This window comes from Curvibacter lanceolatus ATCC 14669, from assembly GCF_000381265.1.
In the GTDB taxonomy this organism is placed as follows: Bacteria; Pseudomonadota; Gammaproteobacteria; order Burkholderiales; family Burkholderiaceae_C; genus Curvibacter; species Curvibacter lanceolatus.
Map to the genome: position 1 here is coordinate 12,677 of NZ_KB906272.1, position 12,302 is coordinate 24,978.

Consider the following 12,302-nt stretch of genomic DNA (forward strand, 5'->3'; position numbering starts at 1 on the left):
GCAAGCCTGCATGTCAAACGGAGGCCCGACTGTGGCACAAAATGCGTTCCGTCAAACCCTGGCCCAACTCAGCGCCGACATCACGGCTCACTTGGCCGGGCGCCCCCTGGACAGCGCCCTGGACACCTGGCTCAACGCCGAGCATGGGGCCGACAGCCCCACCTTCCAGACCTTGAAGCAACTCTGCCTGACCGGCGTGGAACAGGGCTGGCTGTGCGAGCGCGAGGGTGGCGGCATCCGCTACGGCCGCGTCTTCAAGCCGGCTGAGGACCTGCACGGGTTCTCGGTCGATGTGGTCGACATGCACGACATTGCCGGCCCGCACCACAGCCACCCGCTCGGTGAGATCGACCTGATCATGCCCCTCGAAGGCGAGGCGCAGTTTGACGGCCACCCGGCCGGCTGGCTGGTCTACCCCCCGGGCAGCGCCCACCGCCCCACCGTGAGGCCCGGGCGCGCCCTGGTGCTGTACCTGCTGCCCGAAGGCCGCATCGAATTCACCCGCACGAAAGAAGCCGCCTGATGAGCACCCCCGAACTGCTGCACAACCACCTGGGTGGCCAATGGATCGCCGGCCGCGGCGCGGGCACCGCCTTGTTCGACCCGGTGCTGGGCACCGAGCTGGTGCGCGTGGACGCCACCGGGCTGGACCTGCGCGCCGGCTTTGCCTTCGCCCGCGAGCACGCCGGCCCCGCCCTGCGCGCGCTGGGCTATGCCCAACGCGCCGCCTTGCTGGCAGCCGCCGTGAAGGTGCTGCAGGCGAACCGCGACATCTACTACGAGATCGCCACGGCCAACAGCGGCACGGTCAAGAACGACTCGGCCGTCGACATTGACGGCGGCATCTTCACCCTCGGTCACTACGCGCGGCTGGGCGAAAGCCTGGGAGACCGGCGGCATCTGCTCGATGGCGAGGCCACCCGCCTGGGCAAGGACCCGCTGTTCCAGAGCCAGCACGTGCTGAGCCCGGCACGCGGCGTGGCGCTGTTCATCAACGCCTTCAACTTCCCCAGCTGGGGCTTGTGGGAGAAAGCCGCTCCGGCCCTGCTGTCGGGTGTGCCGGTGGTGGTGAAGCCGGGCACCTCGACCGCCTGGCTGACCCAGCGCATGGTGCAGGACGTGGTGAACGCAGGCATCTTCCCACCCGGTTCACTGTCGGTGGTGTGCGGCAGCTCGGCCGGCCTGCTGGATGCGCTCACGCCGTTTGACCTGGTCAGCTTCACCGGCTCGGCCGACACGGCCGAGCTGATCCGCTCGCACCCTGCCGTGGCGCGGCGCTCGGTGCGTTGCAACATCGAGGCCGACAGCGTCAACTCGGCCCTGCTGCTGCCGGGTGAAAGCGCCGGCAGCGAGGCCTTCGAGCTGCTGGCCAAGGAGGTGACGCGCGAGATGGCGGTCAAGTCGGGCCAGAAGTGCACGGCCATCCGCCGCATCTTCGTGCCCCAGGAACACTACGAGGCCGCCACCCAGGCCATCAGCGCGCGCCTGGCCCGCACCACCGTGGGCAACCCGCGCAACGAATCGGTGCGCATGGGGGCCTTGGTGAGCCGCGCCCAGTTCGACACCGTGCAAGCCGGCCTGGCCCGGTTGCAGCAACAGGGCCAGACCTTGCACGACGGCGCCAGCCACCCGCTGATCGATGCCGACCCGGCCGTGGCCTGCTGTCTGGGCCCGACCCTGCTGGGCAGCCGCGATGCCGAGGTGGATGTGTTCCATGACACCGAGGTCTTCGGCCCGGTGGCCACCCTGCTGCCCTACCGCGACCTGAACCACGCCCTCGCCCTGGTGCGCCGGGGCGAAGGCTCGCTGGTGGCCTCGGTGGTCGGCAGCGACACCCAGGCGCTGCAAGCGGCGGCGCTGGAACTGGCCGACAGCCATGGCCGTGTGCATGTGATCTCGCCCGAGGTGGGCAGCCTGCACACCGGCCACGGCAACGTGATGCCCCAGTCGCTGCATGGCGGCCCCGGGCGCGCCGGCGGCGGCGAAGAACTGGGCGGCCTGCGCGCCCTGGGCTTCTACCACCGGCGCAGCGCCCTGCAGGCCTCGACCAGCGTGCTGCAAGGGCTGTGACACCCGAAAAACCAGACAGGAGACCCCCATGAACACCCCCACAGCCCCGATCGCCAACATCGCCCCGCCTGGACCCAGCTTCAACTTCGCCCAGCACCTGATCGAGCGCAATGCCGGACGCGGCAGCAAGACGGCCTACATCGACGACCAGGGCACGCTGAGCTATGGCGAGCTGACCCAGCGCATCCGCCGCCTGGGCTCGGCCCTGCTGGCCAGCGGCGTGCGCCGTGAAGAGCGCGTGCTGCTGCTGATGCACGACTGCAACGACTGGCCGGTGGCCTTTCTGGGGGCCATGCACGCCGGCATCGTGCCGGTGGCGGTGAACACCCTGCTGACGGCCGACGACTACGCCTACATGCTCGAGCACAGCCGCGCCAGCGCCGTGCTGGTGTCGGCCGCACTGCTGCCGGTGCTGCAATCGGCCATGACCCGCGGCGAGCACGAGGTGCGACGCGTCGTCGCCTCGCGCCCCACCGCCCCCCTGGCCGAGGGCGTGCTCGACTTCGAAGCCTTTCTGGCCCAGGGCGAGGGCCATGCCGCACCCGCGGCCACCGGGCCTGACGACCCGGGCTTCTGGCTGTATTCCTCGGGCTCCACCGGGCGCCCCAAGGGCACGGTGCACCTGCAGGGCAACCCGTACTGGACGGCCGAGCTGTATGGCGGCCCGATCCTGGGCCTGCGCGAAGACGACATCTGCTTCTCGGCAGCCAAGCTGTTCTTTGCCTACGGGCTGGGCAATGCGCTGAGCTTCCCGCTCAGCGTGGGCGCCACCACAGTGCTGATGGCCGAGCGGCCCACGCCGGACGCCACCTTCCAGCGCTGGACCGAGCAGCGGCCCACGGTGTTCTTCGGTGCCCCGACCGGCTTTGCCGGCATGCTGAGTTCGCCCAAGCTGCCGTCACGTGATCAAGTGGCCCTGCGCCTGTGCTCTTCAGCGGGCGAGGCCCTGCCGGCGGACATCGGCGAACGCTTCACCCGCCATTTCGGGGTGGAGATCATCGACGGCATCGGCTCCACCGAGATGCTGCACATCTACCTGTCCAACCGGGTGGGCGCGGTGCGCTATGGCACCACCGGCACCCCGGTGCCGGGCTACGACATCGAACTGCGCGGCGAAGACGGCCTGCCAGTGGCCGATGGCGAGCCGGGCGACCTGTATGTGCGCGGCCCCTCGTCGGCCCTGATGTACTGGAACAACCGCGAAAAGACGCGCGACACCTTCCAGGGCGGCTGGACCAAGAGCGGCGACAAATACCTTCACAACGCCGATGGCACCTACACCTATGCCGGGCGCAGCGACGACATGCTCAAGGTCAGCGGCATCTATGTGTCGCCCTTCGAGGTCGAGGCCACCCTGGTGCAGCACCCGGCGGTGCTGGAGGCTGCGGTGATCGGCGTGGCCGACGCCGAGGGCCTGACCAAGACCAAGGCCTTTGTGGTGCTCAAGCCCGGTCAGAGCTGCAGCGAAGATCTGCTCAAGGCCTTTGTGAAGGAGCGCCTGGCCCCTTACAAGTACCCGCGCCAGATCGAGTTCGTGGAGGAGCTGCCCAAGACGGCGACCGGCAAGATCCAGCGCTTCAAGCTGCGCGAACTGGAAGCCTCGCGCCCATGAGCGTGCAGCACGTGTCCCTGGCCTGGAACGGGCGCCCGGTCGAGATCGAGATCGCCTGGATCCTCCCCGAGCTGAGCACCGCCCCGGTGATGGTGTTCCTGCACGAGGGCCTGGGCTCGGTGGCGATGTGGAAGGATTTTCCGCAGCGCCTGTGCCAGGCCCTGGGCTGGCGCGGCCTGGTGTATTCGCGCCCGGGCTATGGGCGCTCGACGCCGCGGCCGGTCTCGGAGACCTGGGGCCCCGACTTCATGCACCGGCAGGCCCGTGAGCTGCTGCCAGCCCTGCTGCAGGCCCTGGGCCTGAGCGGCCCTGAGGCGCCACCGCTGTGGCTGTTCGGTCACAGCGACGGGGGCTCGATCACCTTGCTGCACGCCTCCGGTGCATCCCCCAGCTTGAGCGGGGCCATCGTGCTGGCGCCCCACATCCTGGTGGAAGACATCTCGGTGCGCAGCATCGAAGTGGCCCGCCAGGCCTACGAAAGCGGCCCCCTGCGGGCCGGCCTGGCCCGCTACCACGACGACCCGGACTCGGCCTTCTGGGGCTGGAACCGTATCTGGCTGGACCCGGCCTTCCGCGACTGGAACATCACGGCCGAGCTCGCCCACATTCACTGCCCGGTGCTGGCCGTGCAAGGGCTGGACGACGAATACGGCACGCTGGAGCAGATCCGGGGCATTGCGCGCCAGGCCCCGCAGACGCAGTTGCTGGAGCTGCCCGGCTGCGGCCATTCGCCCCACCGCGACCAACCCGAGGCGCTGATCGCCGCCGTGCAGGCCTTTGTGAAGCAACAGCCGCTCAGGCCAGCGTGAGGGCGTCGAAAGACAGGTGGTGCATGAACTCCCGCAGGATCAGCACCCCGGCCACAAAGGCCTGGCCTTCGGGCAAGCCCTCGGCGATGGCCGGCCGACCTTCAGACACCGCGCAGACGCGGTTGAACAGGCGCTCCAGCGCGTCCAGGCTCAGGGTGTTGCCACCGCCGGCCTGCTCGACGATCTGGCGCAGCAGGGGGTCGGCACCGTGCAAGGCCGTGCCCACCGGCAGGCGCGGCACCAGGCGCATCAGCTCTTCCTCGACCTCGGCAATGGCGGCTTCGAGCTCGGCGGGCCGGGGCGGGTCATGCCGCCACAGGCGTTCAGGCAGGCTGAGCGTGCCCACAGGCCATTCAAGCGTCTGCGGCGCTTGCTCGCCGTCCCCCACCAGCACCTGGCACCGCTGCGACCCCAGTTGCAACAGGCTGATCAGCCGTGGCGGGCGGGGTGTGGGCAGGGTTTGCAACAGGACCTGCAGGCGGCGCAGGCCGGCATCGGCCTCGTAGCTGCTGCCCAGCGGGCGCAGCAGCGGCAGCAGTTGCTCGGGCTCCAGCGTGCGCGCCGCACCAAAGCCGGCGATGTGGCGGCCCCGCGTGGGGATGAGGCGCACAAAGCGGAAGTCGCCCAGTTCGGTCATGGGGGCCGCCTCGGGAAAGCGGCTCAGGTAGGCCGAGCGGCACAACTGCCAGTCGGCGTGGTCGGGGCCGTCTGGCTGCAGCACCTGGGCCTCAGCCTGCAGCGTGAGGCGCTGCAGATCGTGCACCGGCGCGCCAGCCACCTCGGCCTGCATGATCAGCAAAGACACCGCACTGCGGGCCTGCAGATGGCGCGTGTGGGCCGCCAGCGCACTCACGTGCAGCACCCCCCAGGGCCCGCCTGCGACCAGGGCAAAAGGCACCATGGACACAAAGGGCTCGCCCGTGTCGGTGCTGGTGCCCAGGGCGGCCACACGGCAGTCGGCCAGCAATTGGCGCAGCTCGCCATCGAGCCGGGACTCATGAGCCATGGCAAAGGCCTCGTGCTGGGGGATGGGGGCCAACGCGCATGGGGGTTTCAGCGCTCGGCGTGGTCGTGAAACAGGGGGTCGTCATGGCCGGCCGCCAGGGCACGGCGGCGCTGCACGTGATAGGCCGTCACCACCTGATGGGCCACCATGTCGAGAGAAGGTCGGTGATTGCCTTGCTTGTCGGTCCAGACCCGTGGCGTCAGGCTGCCCGACAGGGCCACCGAATCACCATCGCCCAAGGCCAGCAGGCCATCCACCACCTCGGCGTCGAAAGCGATCACGTTCACGAACAGGTTCTCGCCTTCGCTGGCAGAGGCCCGCACCCGTGCCACCGCAAAAGGCTGGTTGTGCCGGTCGATACGCGACTCAGGGGCACCATGCAGTCGGCCACAAATCAATCCATCAATCATTTTTCTCAATCCTTGCAAGGCATGCGCCACCGCGCCGGTGCCACCCGATAGCTTACCCACATGGGCGCGCCCCAAAAGGCAACGCCGCTGAAGGCGGTGTATTTTTCAGTGTCGTCCGGGCTCTGGCACAATCGCGCCCGGACGGGCTGCCCACGCAGCCAGCATCCCCTGCCCGTGGCTCAGGCCTTCTGACGCCATGCCTCACAGCCTCTGGATATACACCATGAACCGCTGCCTGAACAGTTTTTTACATACCGCCCCTCGCTGGGCTGTGCTGGCCAGCCTGCTGGCCGTCGCAGCCCACGCGGAAGTGCGCGAGTTTCCGGCCTCCGCCCTGCGCGGCACGCTGGTGGTGACCCAGCCCCCGATCGTGACCATGGACGGCGTGCAGACCCGGCTCTCGCCGGGCGCGCGCATCCGCGATGCCAACAACCTGATGGTGCTGTCGGGCTCGCTGGTCAACCAGAGCCTGACGGTGAACTACACCCGCGACACGCACCAGCTGGTGCACGAGGTGTGGATCCTGACCGCCGAAGAGGCCGCGCTCAAGCGGGCCTCGGCGGCGCCGACCACCAACATCATCGTCACGGTCCCGGTCAAATAAGAACGCCTTGGCGTTCTGAACCCGCCCCGCCTGACCGCGCCGCTGCGCACACCGCTTTTTTGAGGCCTGCCGAGCCATGACGGCCCGCCGGCCCACCCCCACGAACGAGAACTGCCATGAGCAAAAAAGTCTTCATCAAAACCTTTGGCTGCCAGATGAACGAGTACGACTCGGACAAGATGGCCGACGTGCTGAATGCCGCCCAGGGCTACGAGCCCACCCAGAATGTGGACGAGGCCGACCTGATCCTGTTCAACACCTGCTCGGTGCGTGAAAAGGCCCAGGAGAAGGTGTTCTCGGACCTGGGCCGGGTGCAGCACCTGAAGAAAAAGGGCGTGCTGATCGGCGTGGGCGGCTGTGTGGCCAGCCAGGAGGGCGCCGAGATCATCAAGCGGGCGCCCTACGTGGACGTGGTGTTCGGCCCGCAAACCCTGCACCGCCTGCCCGAGATGCTGAAGGCCCGCGCGCGCCTGGAGCGCCCCCAGGTGGACATCAGCTTTCCCGAGATCGAGAAGTTCGACCATCTGCCACCGGCCCGCGTCGAGGGCGCCTCGGCCTTTGTGTCGATCATGGAAGGCTGCAGCAAGTACTGCAGCTACTGCGTGGTGCCCTACACCCGCGGTGAAGAGATGAGCCGCCCCTTCGAGGACGTGCTGGTGGAGGTGGCCGGCCTGGCCGACCAGGGCGTGCGCGAAGTCACCCTGCTGGGCCAGAACGTGAACGCCTACCGCGGCCCCATGGGCGACACCGCCGAGATCGCCGACTTTGCGCTGCTGATCGAGTACATCGCCGACATCCCCGGCATCGAGCGCATCCGCTACACCACCAGCCACCCCAACGAATTCACCCAGCGCCTGATCGATGTGTACGACAAGGTGCCCAAGTTGGTCAGCCACCTGCACCTGCCGGTGCAGCACGGCAGCGACCGCATCCTGATGGCCATGAAGCGGGGCTACACCGCCATGGAATACAAGAGCACGGTGCGCAAGCTGCGCGCCATCCGCCCCGACATGGCCATGAGCAGCGATTTCATCGTGGGCTTTCCGGGCGAGACCGACGACGACTTCAGCAAGATGATGAAGCTGATCGACGACGTGGGCTTTGACAACTCGTTCAGCTTCATCTTCAGCCCCCGCCCGGGCACGCCGGCGGCCAACCTGCCCGACGACACCCCGCACGAGGTCAAGCTCAAGCGCCTGCAACAGGTGCAGGCCACCATCGAAGACAACATGAAGCGCATCAGCGAAACCCGTTTCGGCACGGTGCAGCGCATCCTGGTGGAAGGCCCGTCACGCAAGTCGAGCGCCGAGAACCCTGAGCTGATGGGGCGCACCGAGTGCAACCGGGCGGTGAACTTCCCGGCAGGCCCGAACCCGCAGCGCCTGATCGGCCAGATGATCGACGTGAAGATCACCCAGGCCCTGCCACACTCGCTGCGCGGTGAGGTGCTGGTGCGCGAAAGCGCCTGAGCCCAGGCACGCAGGCGCTGAGCGGGCGCCTGCGCAGGGCGCTCAGAACGGCATGCCGGGCATGCCTTTCATGCCCTTCATGCCGCCCATGCGCTTCATCATCTTCATGAGGCCGCCGCCCTTCATCTTCTTCATCATGGTCTGCATCTGCTCGAACTCGTTGAGCAGGCGGTTCACTTCCTGCACCTGAACGCCGGCCCCGTTGGCGATGCGGCGCTTGCGCGTGGCCTTGATCAGCTCGGGCTTGCGGCGCTCCAGGGCGGTCATGCTGCAGATGATGCCTTCCTTGCGGCGGATGTCGCGCTCGGCCTTGTCCATGTCCATCTGGCCGGCCTTGGCGGTGAGCTGGGCCGGCAGCTTGTCCATCAGGCTGGACAGGCCCCCCATCTGCTTCATCTGCTGGATCTGGGACAGGAAATCATTCAGGTCGAAGCCGTCGCCACTCTTGACCTTGGCGGCCAGCTTCTGGGCGGCCTCCAGGTCGACCCCGGCGGTGACCTGCTCGACCAGGGCCACGATGTCGCCCATGCCCAGGATGCGGCCGGCGTGGCGCTCGGCATCGAACACCTCCAGGCCATCGATTTTCTCGGACACGCCGGCAAACTTGATCGGCGCCCCGGTGACCTGACGCACCGACAGGGCCGCACCACCACGTGAATCACCATCGAGCTTGGTCAGCACGATGCCGGTGAGCGGCAGGGCCTCCTTGAAGGCCTTGGCGGTGTTGACCGCGTCCTGGCCCTGCATGGCGTCGACCACAAACAGGGTTTCGACCGGTTTGAGGGCGGCGTGCAGCTCCTGGATCTCGCGCATCAGCACCTCGTCGATGGCGAGGCGGCCGGCCGTGTCGACCAGCAGCACGTCAAAGTAGTGCTTCTTGGCGTAGTCGAGGGCCGCGTAGGCGATGTCCAGGGGCTTTTGATCCGGGCTGCTGGGAAACCACTCGGCACCGGCCTGGGCCGTGACGGTCTTGAGCTGCTCGATGGCCGCCGGGCGGTAGACGTCGCCCGACACGGTCAGCACCTTCTTCTTGCGCTTTTCAATCAGGTGCTTGGCCAGCTTGGCGGTGGTGGTGGTCTTGCCCGCCCCCTGAAGGCCCGCCATCAGAATGACCGCCGGAGGCTGGGTGGCCAGGTTGATGTCGGCGATGCCTTCGCCCATGGTGGCGGCCAGCTCGCGGTTGACGATGCCCACCAGGGCCTGGCCGGGCTTGAGCGAGCCCAGCACGTCCTGGCCCAGGGCCTTTTCCTTGACACGGGCAATGAAGTCGCGCACCACCGGCAGGGCCACGTCGGCCTCGAGCAGCGCCATGCGGACCTCGCGCAGCATGTCGGCCACGTTGGACTCGGTGATGCGCGCCTGGCCGCTCATCTGCTTGACGAGGCGCGAAAGTTTGTCGGTAAGGGCGGAGGCCATGTTTGATGTTCCGAGAGGGTTGAGCGGGCTGGGCCTGCCGGGCTGGTGCCAGGCAAAGACGGCGGGCAGCGCGCCGGGCACCCATGTGCAAGACGCTAAACTGTGATCCATGATTTTATCCAGTGAGTCCACCGGTATGGTGCTGCTGGGCCTGGCAGCCGCCGCGGCCTATGCCGTGCCCGCAGCCGCCGCCTCGCGCATCGCGCCGCGCGGCGTGCGTTTCGCCCTGCTGCTGGCCTGGTTGCTGCACGCCGGCGTGTTGATGCTGGGGCTGGCCGGCGAGCCGCCCCGATTCGGCTTTGCGCCGGCCCTGTCCGTCACGGCCTGGCTGGTGCTGACGGTGTATGCCATCGAAAGCCGGCTGTTTCCGCAACTCCAGGCGCGCTGGGCGCTGGCCGGGCTCGGGGCCTTCACCGTGCTGCTGTCGCTGGTGTTTCCGGGGCAGACCCTGCACGTCAGCGCCTCGCCCTGGCTGCCCCTGCACTGGGCCCTGGGCATTGCGTCCTACGGCATGTTCTCGGCCGCAGTGGTGCACGCCTGGCTCATGACCCGGGCCGAACACCGCATCCGGCAGGCGGCCGACCCCCACAGCGGCGTGCCGCTGCTGACCCTGGAACGCCTCACCTTCCGCTTCGTGGCCGCCGGCTTTGTGCTGCTGACCGCCACCCTGCTGGCAGGCTGGCTGTTCGGCGAGGTGCTGTATGGCCAGGCCTGGCGCTGGAACCACAAGACCGTGTTCTCGGTGCTGTCTTGGCTGACCTTTGCCGTGCTGCTGCTGGGTCGCTCACGCTTCGGCTGGCGGGGTCGTCGGGCCCTGCGCATCCTGTACATCGGCTCAGGCCTGTTGCTGCTGGCCTATGTGGGCTCGCGCTTCGTGATGGAAGTGCTGCTGAGCCGGGGTGGGGCATGAGCAAATACCTGCTGATCATCGCCATCGCGCTGGGCGTTTACTGGCTCTGGCGCCAGGGCCGCATGGCCGAATCCCGCGAGGCCAGGCCCGCGCCGCCCGAAAGCCCGGCAGCCGCACGCAAAAGCACCGTCAAGCCACTGCAGGACATGGTGGCCTGCGCCCACTGCGGCCTGCACCTGCCCCGCAGCGAAGCCCTGGCCGACGGCCCCGGCGGCAGCGCACCGTTCTACTGCAGCGCGGCCCACCGCCAGAGCGGCCGCCAGGCATGAGCACGGACGACGCGCCGCCGTCCTGGTTCAGCGCACTCGACCCCGAATCGTCCGAACTGCTGGCACCGCCAGAAACCCCCTCCCGGCTGTGGCACGGGTTTCTGACCGCCCGGCTGATGCTCGCCCTGGCGCTGCTGATGCTGCAAGGCCTGAGCCACCTGCTGACCCAGCCGATCAACGCCTGGGTGATGGGCCTGGGCGGGGTGTATTTCGGTCTGACGCTGCTGACCCGCTGGCGGGCCACGAAACAACCACCCAGCCCCGAAATGGGAGCGCAGTGGTTGCCCACCATCGGCCTGGACCTGCTGGTGTTCTCGGCCCTGCAATGGCTGCAGTCCGGCAGCCTGAATTACGCCCCCCTGGTGGTGATGCCGGTGCTGATGGCCGCCACCCTGGGCTCGCGCCTGCTGACGCTGTCGAGCGCGGCGGCCGGCACCCTGCTGCTGTTGGTGCAGACCTGGAGCCTTCACTTGCTGACCGGCAACGATCCGGCGGGCCCGCTCATGCAGGCCGGCATCACGGGTTGCGGTTACTTTGTGGTGGGCCTGTTGGTGCACCAGTTGGCGCAGCGCCTGGCGCGCGAAGAGCGCATTTCCAACAGCAGCCGGCTGGCCGCCCAGGTCCAGGCCCAGGTCAACACCCTGGTGATCGACCACCTGCGCGACGGGGTGCTGGTGATCGACGCCCGCGAGGTGGTATGCGCCCTCAATCCGGCAGCACGCGCCCTGCTGGGGCCGGCCGCGGCCCAAAGCGCTCCTGGCTTCTGGCTCGGTGCGCACCCGCAGTGGCAACCGCTGCTGGACCTGGCCCGTGCCACGTTTGGCCAAGCCCAGGCCCAGGTGCAGGACACCGAACTGCGGCTGGACGCCCAAAGCCAGGCCCAGGTGCATGTGCGCACCCGGCTGACGCGCAGTGGCCAACAAGAGGCCGGCAAGCTGTGTGTCATGTTCGTGCACGACCTGCGCGAGCTGGAGGCCCGGCTGCGCACCGAGAAACTGGCGGCCATGGGCCGGGTCTCGGCCGCCATGGCGCACGAGATCCGCAACCCTCTGGCTGCCATCACGCAGGCCAACGCCTTGCTGGAGGAAGACATTCAGGACCCCGCCCAGCGACGGCTGGTGCAGATGGTGCAACACAACGCACAGCGCCTGGCCCGCATCGTCGAAGAGGTGCTGGACATCGCGCGGGTTGAGCATCAGTTGGGGGTTGACCCGGGCACGGCCATGCCCCTGGACGCCAGTGTGGCCGCCTGCTGCCGCGAATGGTGTCAGCGCGATCCGGCCCGCCGCCGTGTGCAACTGGACCTGCAGGCCGGCCAGGTGCAGGTCAGTTTCGACCCCGAGCACCTGCGCCGGGTGTTGGACAACCTGCTGGACAACGCCCTGCGCTACCAGGGGCCACACCCCGACTCGCTGCAGGTGTCGACCCGCCGCCTGGCAGCTCAGGCGCCCAGCCTGGTGGTGTGGAGTGACGGGGCACCGATGGAGCCCAGCGTGGAGCGTCACCTGTTTGAGCCTTTTTTCTCATCCGAGAGCCGGTCTTCCGGACTGGGTCTGTACATCTGCCGCCAGCTGTGCGAGCGCCATGGCAGCCGCATCGCCTACCGACGTGAGCCAGCGGCCACGAGACGCGGCACCTTGGATGGCAATGCCTTCGTGCTTGATTTCACGACCGCCCCATCGGGCGGTGGACAGCCCCAGCTTGCGTTTGACACAATGCCCAGCTGA

The 12,302-nt window shown here is 68.2% G+C and carries 12 protein-coding genes; 9 read left to right on the forward strand and 3 right to left on the reverse strand.

Annotated elements, in window-relative coordinates; all coding sequences use genetic code 11:
• Window positions 1-10 precede the first annotated feature (10 nt).
• Genes F624_RS0124850 through F624_RS0124865 form a run of 4 tightly spaced genes read left to right on the forward strand, consistent with a single transcriptional unit; the run spans window position 11 to window position 4,491 of the window.
• Complete coding sequence (locus tag F624_RS0124850; RefSeq protein ID WP_019577088.1) at window positions 11-523, forward strand: 4-hydroxylaminobenzoate lyase; 513 nt, start codon at window positions 11-13, stop codon at window positions 521-523.
• Entirely contained in the window at window positions 523-2,070 is a 1,548-nt protein-coding gene (locus tag F624_RS0124855) for a 3,4-dehydroadipyl-CoA semialdehyde dehydrogenase (RefSeq protein ID WP_019577089.1), read from the forward strand. Before F624_RS0124850 ends, F624_RS0124855 begins: the two co-directional genes overlap by 1 nt.
• 28 nt (window positions 2,071-2,098) lie before the next feature.
• Window positions 2,099-3,682 carry a benzoate-CoA ligase family protein gene (locus F624_RS0124860; RefSeq protein ID WP_019577090.1) on the forward strand — a complete coding sequence of 528 codons (1,584 nt, stop codon included), beginning with the start codon at window positions 2,099-2,101 and terminating at the stop codon, window positions 3,680-3,682.
• Window positions 3,679-4,491, forward strand: coding sequence for an alpha/beta fold hydrolase (locus F624_RS0124865; protein ID WP_019577091.1), 813 nt, complete (start codon window positions 3,679-3,681; stop codon window positions 4,489-4,491). Before F624_RS0124860 ends, F624_RS0124865 begins: the two co-directional genes overlap by 4 nt.
• On the opposite strand, the gene F624_RS34375 is transcribed toward F624_RS0124865, so the two are convergent.
• Window positions 4,478-5,497, reverse strand: a complete 1,020-nt coding sequence (locus tag F624_RS34375) for a pyridoxamine 5'-phosphate oxidase family protein (RefSeq protein ID WP_084679658.1) — start codon at window positions 5,495-5,497, stop codon at window positions 4,478-4,480. The two genes, F624_RS0124865 and F624_RS34375, sit on opposite strands and share 14 nt — an antisense overlap.
• Before the next feature lie 47 nt (window positions 5,498-5,544).
• Window positions 5,545-5,907, reverse strand: a complete 363-nt coding sequence (locus F624_RS0124875; protein WP_019577093.1) for a single-stranded DNA-binding protein — start codon at window positions 5,905-5,907, stop codon at window positions 5,545-5,547.
• 223 nt (window positions 5,908-6,130) lie between these two features.
• On the opposite strand from F624_RS0124875, the gene F624_RS32830 reads away from it, so the two are divergent.
• Window positions 6,131-6,511 (forward strand): hypothetical protein, encoded by a 381-nt coding sequence (locus F624_RS32830; protein WP_157443630.1) that lies wholly within the window; start codon window positions 6,131-6,133, stop codon window positions 6,509-6,511.
• 116 nt (window positions 6,512-6,627) lie between these two features.
• Window positions 6,628-7,980, forward strand: coding sequence for a tRNA (N6-isopentenyl adenosine(37)-C2)-methylthiotransferase MiaB (gene miaB / locus F624_RS0124885; RefSeq protein WP_019577095.1), 1,353 nt, complete (start codon window positions 6,628-6,630; stop codon window positions 7,978-7,980).
• A 42-nt stretch (window positions 7,981-8,022) separates the two neighbouring features.
• On the opposite strand, the gene ffh is transcribed toward miaB, so the two are convergent.
• A complete protein-coding gene (gene ffh, locus F624_RS0124890; protein WP_031256204.1) occupies window positions 8,023-9,396 on the reverse strand; it encodes a signal recognition particle protein in 1,374 nt (457 codons plus the stop codon).
• Between the two features lie 109 nt (window positions 9,397-9,505).
• Between ffh and F624_RS0124895 the strand changes: the two genes are divergently transcribed.
• From F624_RS0124895 to F624_RS0124905, 3 genes are read left to right on the forward strand one after another with little or no spacing between them, the layout of a single operon-like run.
• Entirely contained in the window at window positions 9,506-10,306 is an 801-nt protein-coding gene (locus F624_RS0124895) for a cytochrome C assembly family protein (protein WP_027478242.1), read from the forward strand.
• Window positions 10,303-10,575 carry a PP0621 family protein gene (locus F624_RS0124900; protein ID WP_019577098.1) on the forward strand — a complete coding sequence of 91 codons (273 nt, stop codon included), beginning with the start codon at window positions 10,303-10,305 and terminating at the stop codon, window positions 10,573-10,575. Before F624_RS0124895 ends, F624_RS0124900 begins: the two co-directional genes overlap by 4 nt.
• Entirely contained in the window at window positions 10,572-12,302 is a 1,731-nt protein-coding gene (locus F624_RS0124905) for a sensor histidine kinase (protein WP_019577099.1), read from the forward strand. The genes F624_RS0124900 and F624_RS0124905 overlap by 4 nt, the downstream gene beginning before the upstream one ends.